The sequence below is a fragment of the Sphingobium mellinum genome, assembly GCF_037860795.1.
GTDB lineage: Bacteria > Pseudomonadota > Alphaproteobacteria > Sphingomonadales > Sphingomonadaceae > Sphingobium > Sphingobium mellinum.
On record NZ_JBANRK010000009.1, the window covers coordinates 22,020 to 37,974 of the forward strand.

A 15,955-nucleotide genomic window follows, 5' to 3' on the forward strand; every position below is an offset into this window, starting at 1 on the left:
CTGCTCTCGCCCGTCCTTTAAACCCCAACGGGATCAGTTCCAGTCCACCCGCTTCCAGCCGCGCGCGGCTGCAAGTTTCGCCAACGGCCGGTGCGGGTTGGAGGCGAAGGCGAGGTCGGCGAATTCCAACATCGGGACATCGGACACATGATCCGAATAGGCGCGAATGTAAGCGTCGCCGCGGTCGATCGCCTGCGCGGCCATCCACGCCTTGATCATCCGCAGCTTGCCCGTGTCGTAGCAATTCTCGCCGGCAATCTTGGCCCGCACATAGCGCAGGTCCTGGCTCAGATGATCGGTCGCGATGACCGCGTCGAAGCCCAGGCGACGGGCGATCGGTTCGACATAAAGGCGGTATGATGCGGTCGCGAGCACCAGCCGGCAGCCGTCAGCCTTGTCGCGGGCGATCTGTGCCAGTGCACCGGCGCGAACGTTATGCGCCACTACCTTGTCCGCATAGCTTTCGACATGGGGCATCAGTTTCGCCCTTTCGACATGAGGACCGATCATCAGCGCCTGATTAAGTTCCTTCAGCCGCTGGCGGCTGACAAGCTTCAGCACATAGGCCAGCATGAGCAGCAGGACGAGGGGGAGCAGGGCCAAACGCCAGGGCGCCATCGACCGCGCGACGTGGATAAGAAAGCCTGTATAGGTGCCGGTGAAGGTCACTGTGCGATCCATGTCATATATCGCAAGACGATGTGTCATGCCGTTCCCGAAACTTTTCCCTTAGGTTAACGTTCTACCGTGCGGATGGGCCGTTTCGGCTTGCCGCGCAACCGATAATGGACCACATCTCCGCTTGATGAACAAAGCCGCCGATCTTGTTGTGGAGCCGCGCGACGGCGGCTCGCTGGTGCGGCTGTCCGGCCATCTTTCAATCGCCTCCCTGCATGACCTGCCTTCGCGGCTCGACCAGTTGCAGGCGCCGGTCGCCGCCCTCGACCTGTCGGCCGTCGACCATATGGACACTATTGGCGCGTGGACGATACACCGCACCGCCAAGCGGCTGGGGTGCGGCGTTATCGGCACCAACGAGGATGCCCAACGCCTGATCGAAGCGGTCAGCCGCATGGACGAGCCGGTGAACATCCGCCCGGATCATGTCCCGCCCTGGCAGCGTGTCGTTGGCCAGATCGGTGAGGCAGTGGTCAATGCCGGCACAACGCTGCTCGGCCTGCTGGGCTTTTTTGGCGGAACATTGATCGCCTCCTGGAACGTGATCCGGCATCCGAGTCGCTTTCGCGTCAATGCGGTGGTGCAGCGCTTCGAGGTGGTGGGCGTGTCTGCCCTGGGTATCATCGGCCTGATGAGCTTCCTCATCGGCATCGTCATCGCCCAGCAGGGTTCGGTGCAGTTGCGCCAGTTCGGCATGGAGATGCTCACCATAAACCTGGTCGGCCGGCTGACCTTCCGAGAACTGGGCGTGCTGATGACCGCGATCATGGTCGCCGGCCGGTCCGGGTCCTCCTTTGCCGCGCAGCTGGGCACAATGAAGCTGACCGAGGAAATCGACGCCATGCGCACCATCGGGGTGTCGCCGATGGAAGCGCTGGTGCTGCCGCGCACGCTGGCTGTGGTGGTGATGATGCCGCTGCTCAGTTTCTATTCCTCCATCGTCGCGATCATCGGCGGCGGATTCCTGTGCGCCGTTTCGCTGGAAATTCCGCCAATCACCTTCATCCAGCGCCTGCGCGAAGTTGTGCCCATCACGGATTTGTGGGTCGGCCTGATCAAGGCGCCGGTCTTTGGCATCATCATCGCGCTGTCGGGCTGCTTCCAGGGCATGCAGGTCAAGGGTAATGCCGAAGAAGTCGGTTTGCGCACCACCTCCGCCGTCGTCCAGGCGATCTTCCTCGTCATCGTGATTGACGCCTTCTTCGCGGTCTTCTTCACCTGGGTAGGCTGGAACTGATGGCGCCCGAGGAAGATGTCGCCGCCGAGGAAGCGCGCGTCGAAAAGGCGGTCGAGAAGAACGACATCGCCATTTCCGTCCGCGGCCTCAAGAACGGTTTCGGCGACCAGATCGTGCATGAAGGGCTGGACCTCGACGTGCGCAAGGGCGAGATATTGGGCGTGGTCGGCGGATCGGGCACCGGCAAGTCGGTGCTGATGCGCTCCATCATCGGATTGCAGACGCCCGAGGAAGGCGAAGTCCAGGTCTTCGGCGAATCCATGATCGGGCGGCTGGACGACGAGGCACTGGCGATCCGCAAGCGCTGGGGCGTGCTGTTCCAGGGCGGCGCGCTGTTTTCCACCCTGACGGTCGCCGAAAATGTCGAAGTGCCGATCCGTGAATATTATCCCAATATCGGACCGCAACTGCGCGACGAGATCGCGGCCTACAAGATTCGCATGACCGGCCTGCCCGCAGAGGCAGGCCCCAAATATCCCGCGGAGCTATCGGGCGGCATGAAGAAACGCGCCGGCCTTGCCCGTGCTCTGGCGTTGGACCCGGACCTGCTCTTCCTCGACGAGCCGACGGCGGGGCTCGACCCGATCGGCGCGGCGGCTTTCGATGATCAGACGCGCAAGTTGCAGCAGACGCTGGGCCTCACCGTCTTCCTCATCACTCATGATCTCGACACACTTTATTCGATCTGTGATCGGGTGGCGGTGCTGGCGGATCACAAGGTCATCGCGGTCGGCACGATTGATGAACTGTTGGCCACGGATCATCCCTGGATCCAGGAATATTTCAACGGCCCCCGCGGCCGCGCCGCGACAGCGGCCGTGGCCCGGACACGCGAAAAGACGGCCGGAAGCCCGTCGGACGGAAGGCGATAGGATATGGAAACCCGCTCCAATCATGTGCTGGTGGGCACGGTCACACTGCTGCTGCTGGCGGCCATCATGATCGCAGCTTTCTGGTTCTCGCGCCTGTCGCAGGGCAATAACATGGAATATGACATCTTCTTCAAGCAGTCGGTGAACGGGCTCGCCAAGGGATCGAGCGTCAACTATTCCGGAGTGCCGTCCGGCCAGGTCGAAAAGATCGAGCTGTGGAAGCAGGACCCCAGCTTCGTCAGGGTCCGGATCTCCGTGAAGGAGGGTACGCCGGTGCTGCAGGGCACGACCGCGACCGTCTCCGGCGTCGGGTTTACAGGGGTCAGCGAGATCGTTCTGGATGGCGCGGTGAAGGGCGCGCCGCCCATTACCTGTCCGGCCGAGAAGCCGCTCGCTTCCTGTCCTGACGGCGTTCCGGTCATCCCGACCAAGCCGGGAGCGCTGGGGGAATTGCTCAACAATGCGCCGCAGTTGCTGGAGCGCCTCTCCACCCTGACGGAGCGACTCACGGAACTGCTCAATGACAAGAATCAGCAGTCGATCGCCGGCATCCTCGCCAATGTCGAACGGCTGTCGGGCTCGCTCGCCGACCGCAGTCCCGAGATCGCGGCCACACTCGCGGAGGCGCGTGTGGCGGTGCAGCGCACGGGCATTGCCGCCGAGCAGATCGGCAAGCTTGCGGCGACGACCGATTCGATGCTGACGGACGAAGGCAAGCCGCTGATGGCCGATCTGCGCAAGAGCGTCCAGGCGGCGACCCGCAGCATCGACACGCTCGACAAGACAATTGCGGAAGCGCAGCCGGGCGTGAAGGCTTTCAGCAACCAGACCATGCCCGAAGTGAATCAGTTGGTGCGCGACCTGCGCGAAATGTCGCGTTCCTTCCGGGGCGTTGCGGAAAAACTCGACCAGCAGGGCGCCGGGTCCATCGTCGGGTCGCCCAAGCTGCCGGACTACAAGCCATGAGTAGGACTGCCATGATGTTCCACGAGAAACGCTTTTGCGTGCCGGTCGCGATTGCCTTGCTGCTCGCGCTTCCAGGATGCATTTCTTTCGGAGGAAAGCCTCCTTCCCAGTTGCTGTCGCTGGACGCCGCGCAGAAGGTTGGGCCGGGCACGACGCAGAGCGTCGCTGCCGGGACCACCATAACCGTCGCCGATCCCGAGGCGCCCAAGGTGCTCGACACGGTGCGAGTACCGGTGAAGATCACGCCCACCTCGACCGCCTATGTGACGAAGGTGCAATGGGCCGACACGCCACGCCACCTGTTCCAGAAGCTGTTGGCGGAAACCATCGCCGCCACCAGCAACCGGATCGTGTTGGATCCCGGCCAATATTCTGCCGATGCCGGCCAGCGGCTGATGGGCGAGTTGGTCGAATTCGGGTTGGATAAAGCGAGCAACAGCGCCGTCGTCACCTATGATGCGATCATCGCGGGGCCCGGCGGCACCGCTATCGCCCGGCAGCGCTTCACCGCCCATGTCCCCGTCAACGGCAAGATCGATGCGACCACGATCGGCGCGCCAATCAACAGCGCCGCGAACAAGGTGGCGGCAGACGTCGCGGCATGGGTGGCGGCAACCGGACGCTGATTGCCCGTTGCTCCTGGCTTCACGCCAGGACCTGATCAATCGAGGCTTTTGCTCGCCTGCTCGGTCACGTCCCTGGACAGGCCTGGTTCGGCCAGGATCCGCTGCAATTCTGCCCGCATCAACGCGGCGCGGCCTTCATCGAACCGGCGCCAGCGGCCGAGTGGCGGCACCAGCCGCGCCGCAGTCTGCGGGTTGAGCCGGTCAAGCGCAATGATGCAGTCCGCCACCAGCCGATATCCCTTGCCGGACCCGTGATGAAAAGCCCACTGATTGCCCGCGAAGGCGCCGTAAAGCGACCGCACCCGGTTGGGATTGCCGAGAGTGAAATTGGGATGCCGGCCCAACTCCTCCACCAGTCCGACGGTGTCGGGATGGAAGGCGAAGGCCTGGGTCTGGAACCATTTGTCGAGCGTCAGCGCATCGTCGCGATAGCGGTTGTAGAAAATATCGAGCGCGGCCACACGCTCCGCGCTGCTCCCGTTAGCGAGCGTCGCCAACGCAGATTGCCGCTCCGTCATGTTGTCGGCATCATGGAACTGCGCAAAGGCAATGGAGGCGCCATCCTTCGTTCCGGACGCGACCAGATATTGGAGCGCAACATTGCGCAGCTTGCGTGCGGCCTTGGCCGTGGCGGACAGGGAAAAGCCGTTGGCTCTGGTGCGCGCATGAACCTCACGCCATAACGGCTCCAGTTCCTCGCCGATCCGCCGCTGCAGCGCCTCGCGTGCACCATGGATCGCGTCGGGATCGACGCTCGCCATCTGGTCGCCCAGATAGGCCTCGCTGGGCAGACGGATGGCTTCAGCGATGAAGGCCATGTCGAGCTGCTGGTCGGCCGTCGTATCGCGGATCGCGGCAACTATGGCCGTCTCGTCCACCGCCTGCCCGGCTATGCGGCCCACCAGCACATTGACCATCAACTGCTGCATGGCCTCATAGCGGGCAAAGGGATCGTCATCATGGCCCGAAAGGAAAGCGAGATCATCCTGGCTGCAATTGCTCTCCATGATCACGGGTGCTGAAAAGCCGCGATTAATCGACAGGATCGGCACGGTGGCGAAGCCGTCAAATCGGAAACGCTGCCTGTCTTGCGTCAGCATCAAAAGCTGCTCTCCCGCGTTTTTGCCGCTCTCGCGATCGAACAGGGCAGTGCGCAGGGGGATCGCCATCGGCTGCTTTACTGGTTGGCCGGGCGTGGATGTGATGCTTTGCTCCAATGTCAGTTCCGCCGTGCCGGTAGCCGGATCATGCGCAAGCCTCGCGCGGACATGAGGCGTGCCCGCCTGCTCATACCAGCGGCGGAACTGGGTGAGATCGATACCGCCGCCTTCCTCCATGGCACGGACGAAATCCTCACAGGTTGCGGCTTGCCCGTCATGCCTTTCAAAATAGAGATCGGTGCCCGCGCGGAACCGGTCCGGCCCCAGCATCAGCGCCATCATGCGGATCAGCTCCGCCCCCTTGTTGTAGATCGTGGCGGTATAGAAGTTACTGATTTCCATATAGGATTCGGGTCTGACCGGATGCGCGAGCGGACCGGAATCCTCCTGGAACTGTGCGGCGCGCAGAACTCGCACGTCTTCGATACGCTTGACCGAGGGGCTACCCATGTCGGCGGAGAAATTCTGGTCACGAAAGACGGTGAAGCCTTCCTTGAGGGACAGTTGAAACCAGTCGCGGCAGGTCACGCGATTGCCCGACCAATTATGGAAATATTCATGCGCGACGACGCCTTCGACGCCATCATAGTCGATGTCGGTCGCGGTCTCCGGATCGGCGAGAATATAGCGCGAATTGAAGATGTTGAGGCCCTTATTCTCCATGGCGCCAAAGTTGAAGTCGGCCACCGCGACGATGTTGAATACGTCCAGATCATATTCCCGGCCGTAGACGCGCTCGTCCCAGGCCATGCTGTTTTTCAGCGCCTGCATCGCGTGGGCCGTGCGAGGCAGGTCGGCCTCTTTGACCCAGATACCAAGGCCGACCGTGCGGCCGCTCATTGTCCGGAAGCTGTCCCGGTTGCAGGCAAGGTCGCCGGCGACGAGCGCGAACAGGTAACAGGGCTTGGGAAAGGGATCGACCCAGCGCGCCCAGTGCCGGCCACCCGGCAGGTCGCCTTGCTCAACCGGATCGCCATTGGCCAGCAATATCGGGTACAGCGCTTTGTCGGCCTCCATCCGGACAGCATAGCGGGACAGGATGTCGGGCCGATCGGGGAAGAAAGTGATACGGCGGAAGCCTTCGGCCTCGCATTGCGTGCAGAGCAGGCCGCCGCTGGCGTAAAGGCCCATCAGCTTGCTGTTGGTCGCGGGCGCGATCTCCACCAGCGTTTCGATGCGGTGCACATCTGAAGGGAGCGCGATAAAGACCACGCCATCCTCCTCCGACCACTCACTGGGGTTCAGCAAGCATCCGTCGACCTTCAGTTCGATCAGCGAGAGTTGGTCGCCATCGAGCCGCAAAGGCCTCTGGTGATTACCATTGCGCCTTACGTCCAGGATGGCCCGCACCCGAGTGACCGCCGCGTCCAGGCGGAAGTCGAGGCTGACATCCGGAACCAGCCAGTCGGGGACATGATAATCTTCGCGGCGAATAACGCGGGGGGCTGCGGCGGGAGGGGATTGCAGGTCGGCCATCCCTCGAGCCTAAGGAATCGCATGCCAAAAGGCCAGCGTTAGAGGCGCGGAACCAGTCGCTCCCTGGCGCTCAAATCTTCTCGCCAGAGAGCCGCTGGCACAGCATGTCGAGTTGATCCAGTGTCGAATACCGCAGAGACAAAATCCCTCCGGCGCCTCCGCCATGGCTGATCTCTACCTTGAGGCCTAATATGTCGGCAAGATGCTGTTCGAGGGCCGCGATGTCCGCGTCTTTGCCGACGTCCCGCCCCTGGCGCGCCTGGGGCGCGGCGTCCTCCCCCTTCTTACTGCGGCGGACGAGCTGCTCCGTGTCCCGAACGGACAGGCCTTTCGCCTCGATGGTGCGGGCGAGGGCTTCGCAATTCGGTGCGCCTATCAGCGCTCTGGCGTGCCCCATCGAGAGCTTCTGTTCGACAACCTGCTGCTGCACGGCGGCAGGAAGATCGAGCAGGCGCATGAGATTGGCGACATGGCTGCGCGACTTGCCGACGAGGCGGCCGAGCGCTTCCTGGCTGTGATGGAATTCGCCGATCAGCTTGCGATAGGCCTCCGCTTCCTCGATCGGGTTCAAGTCCTCGCGCTGGATATTTTCGACCAGCGCGATTTCCAAAGTCTCGGCTTCGTTGAAATCACGAATGATTGCGGGAATACGATGCAGTTGCGCGCGCTGGGCTGCGCGCCAGCGGCGCTCGCCGGCGACGATCTGGAAACCGCCGCCATGCGGGCGAACGATGATCGGCTGGATGACGCCGCGCTTGCTGATACTGTCAGCCAGTTCGGCGAGCGCGTCGTCATCGAAATGACGGCGCGGCTGTTCCGGGTGAGGCTGGATCAGCGCAACCTCGATGCTGTGTATCGCCTTGGTGGACGCAATCGACGTGGTCGACGCCACCGGCTCTTCGCGGCTGACGTCGCCTAGCAGCGCAGAGAGGCCGCGACCCAAACCTTGCGGACGTTTGCCCACCTTTACTTTTTCGTCCTGATCGTTGGTCAAGCCGCAACCTCCTGCTGGGGCAAACGTGAAATAACCTCCCGCGCGAGCCGCATATAGGCTTCTGACCCCGAGCAGCGGAAATCGTAGATCAATGCGGGTACGCCGTGGCTGGGCGCTTCGGAGAGCCGCACATTGCGCGGAATCACGGTGGAAAAGACGAGATCGCCTAGACAGGCGCGCACATCGTCAGCGACCTGATCGGTCAGGCGATTGCGCCGGTCGTACATGGTCAGCGCCACCCCCATAATCGACAAGCCCCGATTGAACCGGCCACGAATTCTCTCGACCGTTTGCAATAACTGGGACAATCCCTCCAGCGCGAAGAACTCGCATTGCAGCGGCACGACCAGGGACTGCGCCGCGACCATCGCGTTGATGGTGAGCAAGCCAAGCGAGGGCGGGCAGTCGACCAGACAGATGTCCCAGCGACCCGTCTGCGCCTCATTCAGAACGCGGTCGAGACGGTGGGTCCGTTCTTCATATTCAATCAGTTCGATCTCCGCACCCGAAAGGTCCTGCGTAGCGGGCACGATATCGAGTTTAGGCACCCGGGTTGGCAGGACGGCATCTTCCAACGGGCAGTTGCCGACCAGCAGGTCATAGCTGGAGCGAACACGATCTGCCTGATTGACTCCGAGGCCGGTGGAGGCATTGCCCTGCGGATCCAGATCGACCAGCAGGACCCGATGACCGGTTGCGGCCAAGCCGGTGGCGAGGTTGATGGCTGTCGTGGTCTTCCCTACCCCCCCCTTTTGGTTGGCAATGGCGATGCGGATCATCCTGTACCCTTCCTGCCCCTGGCCCGGACCGCCTGCGCAATGATGATGGCGCTGTCGGGATCCGTGACGCTGCGTTCCACGTGAAACACACCTTGCCATGCCGGGCGGGCGGCCTCCAGTTCATTTTGCGCATTTCGTCCCTTTGGCAGCACCCAAATGGTCCGATCTGTGGATAAGTGCAGCGCCGAGTCGAACAGCCGCGGCAGCGGCGCGTAGGCGCGGGCACTGATGACAGCGGCGTCCTGTGCCGGCGCAGCCTCGACCCGTCCGCCCCTGACGGTCGCGTGCGCCAAACCCAATTCGTCCACCACGCTGCTCAGGAAATCGATCCGCTTGCGACGGGATTCCAACATCGTTACCGGGCGGTCGGCCAAGATCGCAATAACAACCGCGGGCAGCCCAGCGCCTGAACCAAGGTCCAGCCAAACGCCCTCACCTGCTCGACGGGTGAGCGGGAGAAGCTGAGCCGAGTCCAGGATGTGTCGTGCCCAGACATGATCGCGCGTGGATTCCGCGATCAGATTCTGTTCCGTCATGCCCGCCAGCAGGAGAGCCACGAAGCGCTCCAGCTTGTTCCATGTTTCACGTGGAACAGAAAAGTGAACGTTCAACCAAGCGCGCGCTTCCTCTTCGGTCATGCCGCCCGCCGGCGCACGTGAACCAGCAAGGCGGCCAAGGCAGCCGGCGTGATGCCCCTGATCCGACTGGCTGCTGCCAGAGTGTCGGGGCGCGCTCGGTCTAGGCGCTCAACCATCTCGGTGGACAATCCGCCCACCGAAGCGAAGTTGAAGTCGGACGGAATGGCGACACGTTCATTCCGGCGCAGCTCCGCGATCTCGCTGGCCTGACGTTCAAGATAGGGCGCATAATGTGCGTCCTCCAATATTTCGTCTCGCAGCGCCGGGCGCACGTCTTGCAAGGCAGGTGCAAGCTCTACCAGCAGCTGCCGGCTCACCTCCGGGAAGCGGGCCCAGTCAAACAAGGTGCGGCGCGCACCATCCTGCCGAACCGCCGCGCCGGATCTCGCCATCTCCGTTGCGCTCATCGTCCGCGCCAGTTGCGCTTCGAGCCGATCACGTTCCGCCGCCGCGCGAGCATAGTGACGCGCCCGAACCGGCCCGATGACCCCATGCTCTGCCCCGATCGCACCGAGGCGGGAGCCGGCATTATCGGCGCGGAGGTGGAGGCGATATTCAGCCCGGGCCGTCAACATACGATAGGGTTCGGTAACGCCCTGGAGTACCAGGTCATCGATCATGACGCCGATGTAGCTGCTCGCGCGGTCAAGAACCATTGGCGCCTGATTCAGCGCATGGGCAGCGGCATTGACACCTGCTACCAGACCCTGCGCCGCGGCCTCCTCATAGCCCGTCGTGCCATTAATCTGGCCCGCACAGAAGAGGCCGGGCACGTCTCGCACCTCCAATGTTCTGTCAAGGGCGCGGGGGTCGATGTGGTCATATTCGACAGCATAGCCCGGGACGACGATGTCGACCCGTTCGAGTCCGTCCATCGACCGAACCAAATCGAGCTGCACGTCAGCCGGAAGCGAAGTGCTGATGCCGTTGGGATAGACCAGATGATCCGCCAGTCCCTCCGGCTCCAGGAAAATCTGGTGGCCATCCCGATCACCGAAGCGGATCACCTTATCTTCAATCGATGGGCAATAGCGCGGCCCCCTGCCCTCGATCGCGCCGCTGAACAAGGGAGACCGGCCAAGCCCCTCGCGAATGATCGCGTGCGTCCGGCCATTGGTGCGGGTGATCGCGCAGCGCAGCTGCGGCAGCAGCCGGCCAGCGGAAAGCGCCGACATTGTCCAGCCACCCTCGTCGGAGGGCTGCTCCTCCAGCCTGGACCAGTCGATGGTGCGGCTGTCGAGGCGGGGCGGCGTGCCGGTCTTCAGCCTTCCGATTGGCAGAGCCATGGCACGAAGCTGCACGCCCAAGGCCGTGGCCGCGCGCTCCCCTGTGCGGCCGCCAGCGCTGACCTCCTCGCCCCTGAAAAGCTTGCCGCCCAGAAAGGTGCCGGTGGCGAGAACGACAGCGCACGCGGCCATCCGGCTGCCATCGGCAAGCTCCAGTCCCGCAACCTGACCCCGCTCCAGCCACAGCGCGCCGGCCTCGCCTTCGACAATGTCAAGACCGGCTTGTGCTTCCAGTAGCCGATGAATGGCAGCGCGATAATGGGTCCTGTCGGCCTGGACGCGAGGCCCCTGAACGGCGGCGCCCTTGCTGCTGTTCAACATGCGATAATGGATGGCAGCGGCGTCGGCCGCCAAACCGATCAACCCGTCCAAGGCATCCACTTCGCGGACAAGATGGCCCTTGCCCAGGCCGCCAATAGCCGGGTTGCAGGACATGGCTCCGACGGTCGCCCTGTCGAAGGTAAGGAGCGCGACGGTCGCGCCCTTGCGGGCCGCAGCCGCAGCCGCTTCGCAGCCGGCATGGCCACCGCCCACAACAATCACATCATAGCCTGTTCGCATGGCCGCGCCCTTATCAGATGAGAGGGCGTCGGGTCAAAACTGTTCCACGTGGAACAATCGCTTATTTGCCGATGCAGAAGCCGGCGAAGAGCCGGTCGAGCATATCCTCCGTGCCGGCGCGGCCGGTGAGGCGATCGATAACGGCGCGTGCCTGCCGCATCTCCTCGGCCACTATGAGCATGTCGCGGCCATCCGCCGCCGCTGTGACGTGACCGAGCAGTTCTGCGACAGCGGCGCGTTGGCGATGATGGAGCGCATAGTCGCCCTCTCCCGGCAGAAGGCTGCTTGCCCTGCCGAGCAGGAGTTCGACCAGGACGTCCATTCCCTCTCCAGTTCGGGCCGATAGGGCGATACCGGGCCTTCTGTCCAGCCGGTCGCTCTGGGCGGCGATCAGAATCGCGTCCGGTCGCGGCAGCCTGTCGCCGTCTCCCAGCCAGAGGATGATGTCCGCCGCCTCCAGCGCCGCGCGGGCGCGGTCCATACCGATGGCTTCAATGACATCGGCGGTATCAGCGCGAAGGCCAGCCGTGTCGGTAAACAGGAATGCGACGCCCCCGATCGCGGCGGCAACCTCTATCCTGTCGCGGGTCGTGCCGGCGATCTCGGACACGATCGCCGCATCGCGCCCGACCAGGGCATTGAGCAAGGTGGACTTGCCCGCGTTGGGCGGCCCCGCCAGCACGACCCGCACGCCATCGCGCAAGCGTTCCGCCGATGGCGCGGCCAATATTCGGCGAACCTCCCCTGCCAGTTCGGCAAGGCCCCGGCCGATGCGCTCTTCGACCCCGTCATCGGGGACATCGTCCTCGTCGGAGAAATCCAGCGCGGCTTCCGCCCAGGCGGATAGGTTGAGAAGCCGCTCTCTCCAGCCATCGATCTGCCGGCTGAAATGCCCTTCTGCCATCATCAGCGCGGCACGACGCTGTTGCTGCGTTTCCGCCGCCAACAGGTCCGACAGGCCCTCAACGGCGTTCAGGTCCATGCGGCCATTTAGAAAAGCGCGGCGGGTGAATTCGCCGGCTTCGGCGCGGCGCAGTCCGGCCAAGGCCGACAAGGCAGCTTCGACGCCAGCGATTACAGCGCGACCGCCATGGCAATGCAGTTCGGCCAGATCCTCTCCGGTCGCGGTTGCGGGCCCGGGGAACCACAGCGTCAACGCCCGATCAAGGGGGGTGTCGTCCCCCGGGTCGCGGAGCAGGCTGAGGCGCGCGTGACGCGGCGGCGGCAGACGTCCCGACAGCAATTCCAGCGCCGGCCCGGCGCCCGGCCCGCTGATGCGGATCACCCCTATTCCTGCTGGCGGCCCCCCGCTGGAAAGGGCGAAGATCGTGTCGCTCACACCTGCCTTACGTCTTGTCGCCATTCTTGGGGGAAACCCCGGCCAAGCCGATGTCCATCATCTGCTTGAACAGCCGCATGCTCGCGTCGCCCAGCGGCGCGACGCTCTTGAACATGGTTTCCATCTGCTCGATCCCCGCGCCATCGAAGCTGTCGAGGATCGTTTTGACATATTTGTCATGGATCGGGGTCAAGTCCGGGAGGCCGAGGAAAGCCCTTGCCTCAGCGGGGGTGCAGTCGACGTCGACGCTTAGCTTCATTTGTTCGGCCACCTTCTGCTTGCGGCTTTGACTGACACCGTCATGCAGCAACATGGGCCAGAAAGGCAAATTTTTTGCTCCAGCGGGCGAATTCCTGTCCCCGAAGCAGAATTTATGCCGCATAATTGCGCGATACCAGAAAGGAAAGGATCTCCCCATGCCGCTTTCTCCCATCGCGACGCTGGACAATGATGCGACGTTCGACGCCTATGTTGCGCGGCCAAGCGGCAGTCCAAAGGCCGCGATCGTCGTGATCCAGGAAATCTTCGGGGTAAACGAAGGCATTCGCCGCAAATGTGACAACTGGGCCGCGCAAGGTTATCTGGCGCTTGCCCCTGACCTGTTCTGGCGGGAGAAGCCGCATGTCGAGCTCGACCCGGACGTGCCGGAAGATTTCCAGGCTGCCATCGGCCATATGCAGAAACTGGATCAGGATCTGGCCATCCGCGATATCGAGGCCACCATCAAGGCTGCGCGCGCGCAACTGGGCGGAGAGGGCAAGATTGGCGTAGTAGGCTATTGTCTGGGCGGACGGCTGACCTTCATGGCGGCGTGCCGGACGGATGGCGACGCGTTCGTCGGCTATTATGGGGTGGGCATCGACAACCTGCTTGGGGAACAACATGCCATCGGCAAACCAGTAATACTGCATGTGCCAACCGCCGATGGCTTCGTGCCACCCGAAGTGCAGCAGAAGATGCACGATGGGCTGAAAGACAACCGCCACGTCACGCTGCACGATTATGATGGGCTGGACCATGGCTTTGCCGCAGAAACCGGCGCACGGCGGCGCGAGGACGCCGCTCAGCTGGCGGATCGGAGGACGGCCGAATTCTTTGCAGCAAGCCTTTAAAGGAATAGCGGGATGACTGAGGCCTGGCGAATGGTGGTCCGATCGCATGGCGGGCCTGAGGTGATCGAGCGGGAAGCATTCGAAGTGCCCCTGCCAGGCCCGGGAGAGGTGCTGGTCGCGCAGGATGCGGTAGGGCTGAACTTCATCGACATCTATTACCGCACCGGCCTGTACCCCGCGCCCGTGCCACTGACACTCGGTTCAGAGAGCGCGGGCCATGTCGCTGCCGTGGGACCAGGGGTCAGCAGCTATACCGTGGGGGACAAGGTCGGCACGGTCCATGGCCTGGGCGCCTACGCGACCCACAGGCTGGTGCCCGCCGACCGCTTGATACGCATCCCCGACGACGTCTCCACCGAGGATGCGGCGGCGATGATGCTGAAAGGCATGACCGCCTGCTACCTCGCAGAAGATATACTGGCGCTGAAGCCCGGACAGACAGCACTGGTGCATGCCGCCGCCGGCGGTGTCGGCATGGCGCTGGTGCCGTGGCTGCGCGACAAGGGCGTGGTGATCATCGCCCATAGCGGATCGGCGGAAAAGGCCGCCAGGGTCGAGGCGGATCACAGTCTTCATGGGCCGTTCGACGGACTGGCGAAGCATGTGCATGAACTGACCGGCGGCCAGGGCGTGGACGTCGTCTATGACGGCGTGGGTAAGGACAGCTGGGCCGCCTCAATAGCCTCGCTCCGTCGACGCGGGTTGATGGTCAGCTATGGCAATGCCTCGGGTATGGTGCCGCCGGTCAATCTGCTGGAATTGGGCCGCGCGGGGTCACTCTTCGTCACCCGTCCCACCTTGTTCGACTATATCGCGTCGCCCGAGGCGCTGGCCCACAGCGCCGATCGGCTGTTCGAGAAAATGCGGCGTGGTGTCGTGCCGCCCAGGATCGGCCAGCGTTTTCCACTGGCCGACGCCGCTGAGGCCCATCGGGCGATTGAAAGCCGGCGCACCAGCGGGAGCACCATCCTCGCGCTCTGACCTCCGGCCACCGACCCGCTTAACCTATTTGGCGCCCAGCAGGATCGTCACATTGGCAGCATCCGCCCCTTCCCCAGCGATGTCATCTCTTGCCTGCAACACCCGGTGCAGGGTCGGTCGGATGCCGAAGGCCTCTTGCGCGCGCAGACCTGGAAAGACGGCCACGTCGAGGCTGTTCATGGGAAGCGGCAGCCAGGCGCCGTCGACGAAGATATCCGTGCGAAGGTTTCGGCGCGATCCGCATAAGGCTGAAAAATAGCGCGAATCAAAATGGGCTTTGGATAATAAGGCATAGCCGTCGGGAACGACGGCCCGCTTGTCAAACCGGCCGGCAAAGGCATTGAGCCTGTCGACCAGGCTGCGCAGCGGAGGCACGATCGACATCAGCGCCATGGCGTCCGAGACGCCGCGCCGCGCCCAGAGGCCGCGCATATCCTCCCGGCGGCGATCGAGGCGGTAGCCGATGCGCGCCCATGCACCCAGGCTGTTATACATCATCGCATAGAGCGCCTGATGCCCGTCGACCGTGTCATGATAGCGCAGGTACTGTACCACGGCCCGGACGCCGTACCGATGATCCTTACCCGTTCCCGAAGGCGCCAGGGCCCGCATGAGCCGCATCGAGAAGCACCAGCATTGTTCGCGAATTTGCTCGCTCATTCGCCAGACAGACTGTCGGGTCCGGAAGGCGTCCGGCATCGTCATCAGCCGACCCCCGTCCAAACAGATTTCGATCTTTCGGCCTATGTAGGAATGGCGACCGGGCTTGAAAAAATAGACGTCACCGATGGCTTCGGTCAGATGCTCGTGCGGGATCAGATTAGCCGCCAGGTCGTAAAGCGATGCCCGCCATGGCATTTCCGCGTCGTCGGCCGTCACAAAGTCCCAAAGTGAAGCGATACAGGGATCGCCACGGATGATCACGGCAGCAGCGCCATCGCGGAACAACTGCCCAAGGCACCCGGGTTCCAGTTCCGATGCTTCGAGATAAGCAATCGCGGGGGTTGATCGGCTCGACCTCGCACGAAAATGTTTCATGTCGCCCTTCTTGGGAGGAGTAGGCCGGTCAGCCCATGCGCGGCATTTTCGAGCCGCTGCGAGCAGATGTCCTGCTATTCCAATGTGGTCGACAGGCGGGTGCCTAGGTCGCGTCCGCGCGGCATTTTCGACGGAACGCCGACAGCGTTCGTCCAGCCATCGTTCGGCACCAGCGTCACCCCCCGCTGCCATCGCACGCCCCTCCCCGCCCA

The 15,955-nt window shown here is 63.3% G+C and carries 15 protein-coding genes; 6 read left to right on the forward strand and 9 right to left on the reverse strand.

The window, feature by feature from the left end:
• Positions 1-33 precede the first annotated feature (33 nt).
• Positions 34-708 (reverse strand): HAD family hydrolase, encoded by a 675-nt coding sequence (locus AAC640_RS11290; RefSeq protein WP_340266301.1) that lies wholly within the window; start codon positions 706-708, stop codon positions 34-36.
• A gap of 97 nt (positions 709-805) precedes the next feature.
• On the opposite strand from AAC640_RS11290, the gene AAC640_RS11295 reads away from it, so the two are divergent.
• The 4 genes from AAC640_RS11295 to AAC640_RS11310 are packed head-to-tail and all read left to right on the forward strand — an operon-like array spanning position 806 to position 4,379.
• Positions 806-1,915 carry an MlaE family lipid ABC transporter permease subunit gene (locus tag AAC640_RS11295; RefSeq protein WP_340266303.1) on the forward strand — a complete coding sequence of 370 codons (1,110 nt, stop codon included), beginning with the start codon at positions 806-808 and terminating at the stop codon, positions 1,913-1,915.
• Positions 1,915-2,787, forward strand: coding sequence for an ABC transporter ATP-binding protein (locus AAC640_RS11300; RefSeq protein WP_340266305.1), 873 nt, complete (start codon positions 1,915-1,917; stop codon positions 2,785-2,787). The genes AAC640_RS11295 and AAC640_RS11300 overlap by 1 nt, the downstream gene beginning before the upstream one ends.
• A 3-nt stretch (positions 2,788-2,790) precedes the next feature.
• A complete protein-coding gene (locus AAC640_RS11305; protein ID WP_340266307.1) occupies positions 2,791-3,753 on the forward strand; it encodes an MlaD family protein in 963 nt (320 codons plus the stop codon).
• Positions 3,754-3,764: 11 nt separating this feature from the next.
• On the forward strand, positions 3,765-4,379 hold the full coding sequence (locus AAC640_RS11310; protein ID WP_340266471.1) for an ABC-type transport auxiliary lipoprotein family protein: 615 nt from the start codon (positions 3,765-3,767) through the stop codon (positions 4,377-4,379).
• Between the two features lie 35 nt (positions 4,380-4,414).
• Here AAC640_RS11310 and pepN read toward each other — a convergent pair whose 3' ends face one another.
• The 7 genes from pepN to AAC640_RS11345 all read right to left on the reverse strand — a co-directional run bounded on the left by pepN (position 4,415) and on the right by AAC640_RS11345 (position 12,871).
• On the reverse strand, positions 4,415-7,015 hold the full coding sequence (pepN, locus tag AAC640_RS11315; protein WP_340266309.1) for an aminopeptidase N: 2,601 nt from the start codon (positions 7,013-7,015) through the stop codon (positions 4,415-4,417).
• A gap of 70 nt (positions 7,016-7,085) precedes the next feature.
• Positions 7,086-8,009 (reverse strand): ParB/RepB/Spo0J family partition protein, encoded by a 924-nt coding sequence (locus AAC640_RS11320; RefSeq protein WP_340266311.1) that lies wholly within the window; start codon positions 8,007-8,009, stop codon positions 7,086-7,088.
• Positions 8,006-8,788, reverse strand: a complete 783-nt coding sequence (locus AAC640_RS11325; RefSeq protein WP_340266313.1) for a ParA family protein — start codon at positions 8,786-8,788, stop codon at positions 8,006-8,008. The genes AAC640_RS11320 and AAC640_RS11325 overlap by 4 nt, the downstream gene beginning before the upstream one ends.
• The gene (gene rsmG, locus AAC640_RS11330; RefSeq protein ID WP_340266315.1) at positions 8,785-9,426 is read right to left on the reverse strand and encodes a 16S rRNA (guanine(527)-N(7))-methyltransferase RsmG; all 642 of its coding nucleotides are present in this window, start codon (positions 9,424-9,426) and stop codon (positions 8,785-8,787) included. The genes AAC640_RS11325 and rsmG overlap by 4 nt, the downstream gene beginning before the upstream one ends.
• Complete coding sequence (mnmG, locus tag AAC640_RS11335) at positions 9,423-11,273, reverse strand: tRNA uridine-5-carboxymethylaminomethyl(34) synthesis enzyme MnmG (RefSeq protein WP_340266317.1); 1,851 nt, start codon at positions 11,271-11,273, stop codon at positions 9,423-9,425. Before mnmG ends, rsmG begins: the two co-directional genes overlap by 4 nt.
• Positions 11,274-11,334: 61 nt before the next feature.
• Positions 11,335-12,612 carry a tRNA uridine-5-carboxymethylaminomethyl(34) synthesis GTPase MnmE gene (mnmE, locus tag AAC640_RS11340; RefSeq protein ID WP_340266319.1) on the reverse strand — a complete coding sequence of 426 codons (1,278 nt, stop codon included), beginning with the start codon at positions 12,610-12,612 and terminating at the stop codon, positions 11,335-11,337.
• A 7-nt stretch (positions 12,613-12,619) separates the two neighbouring features.
• Entirely contained in the window at positions 12,620-12,871 is a 252-nt protein-coding gene (locus tag AAC640_RS11345; protein WP_340266473.1) for a DUF6489 family protein, read from the reverse strand.
• A gap of 157 nt (positions 12,872-13,028) precedes the next feature.
• Here AAC640_RS11345 and AAC640_RS11350 point away from each other — a divergent pair, with 157 nt between their 5' ends.
• The gene (locus AAC640_RS11350; protein WP_340266321.1) at positions 13,029-13,724 is read left to right on the forward strand and encodes a dienelactone hydrolase family protein; all 696 of its coding nucleotides are present in this window, start codon (positions 13,029-13,031) and stop codon (positions 13,722-13,724) included.
• Positions 13,725-13,736: 12 nt separating this feature from the next.
• Positions 13,737-14,705, forward strand: a complete 969-nt coding sequence (locus AAC640_RS11355; protein ID WP_340266323.1) for a quinone oxidoreductase family protein — start codon at positions 13,737-13,739, stop codon at positions 14,703-14,705.
• Between the two features lie 24 nt (positions 14,706-14,729).
• On the opposite strand, the gene AAC640_RS11360 is transcribed toward AAC640_RS11355, so the two are convergent.
• Entirely contained in the window at positions 14,730-15,743 is a 1,014-nt protein-coding gene (locus AAC640_RS11360) for a hypothetical protein (RefSeq protein WP_340266325.1), read from the reverse strand.
• Positions 15,744-15,955 lie beyond the last annotated feature (212 nt).

Coding starts and splice junctions, on each gene's coding strand:
- AAC640_RS11300 (WP_340266305.1), top strand. CDS start 1,915: ATGGCGCCCGAGGAAGATGTCGCCGCCGAGGAAGCGCGCGTCGAAAAG.
- mnmG (WP_340266317.1), bottom strand. CDS start 11,273: ATGCGAACAGGCTATGATGTGATTGTTGTGGGCGGTGGCCATGCCGGC.
- AAC640_RS11290 (WP_340266301.1), bottom strand. CDS start 708: ATGACACATCGTCTTGCGATATATGACATGGATCGCACAGTGACCTTC.
- rsmG (WP_340266315.1), bottom strand. CDS start 9,426: ATGACCGAAGAGGAAGCGCGCGCTTGGTTGAACGTTCACTTTTCTGTT.
- AAC640_RS11360 (WP_340266325.1), bottom strand. CDS start 15,743: ATGAAACATTTTCGTGCGAGGTCGAGCCGATCAACCCCCGCGATTGCT.
- AAC640_RS11310 (WP_340266471.1), top strand. CDS start 3,765: ATGATGTTCCACGAGAAACGCTTTTGCGTGCCGGTCGCGATTGCCTTG.
- AAC640_RS11305 (WP_340266307.1), top strand. CDS start 2,791: ATGGAAACCCGCTCCAATCATGTGCTGGTGGGCACGGTCACACTGCTG.
- AAC640_RS11325 (WP_340266313.1), bottom strand. CDS start 8,788: ATGATCCGCATCGCCATTGCCAACCAAAAGGGGGGGGTAGGGAAGACC.
- AAC640_RS11345 (WP_340266473.1), bottom strand. CDS start 12,871: ATGAAGCTAAGCGTCGACGTCGACTGCACCCCCGCTGAGGCAAGGGCT.
- pepN (WP_340266309.1), bottom strand. CDS start 7,015: ATGGCCGACCTGCAATCCCCTCCCGCCGCAGCCCCCCGCGTTATTCGC.
- AAC640_RS11355 (WP_340266323.1), top strand. CDS start 13,737: ATGACTGAGGCCTGGCGAATGGTGGTCCGATCGCATGGCGGGCCTGAG.
- AAC640_RS11295 (WP_340266303.1), top strand. CDS start 806: ATGAACAAAGCCGCCGATCTTGTTGTGGAGCCGCGCGACGGCGGCTCG.
- AAC640_RS11350 (WP_340266321.1), top strand. CDS start 13,029: ATGCCGCTTTCTCCCATCGCGACGCTGGACAATGATGCGACGTTCGAC.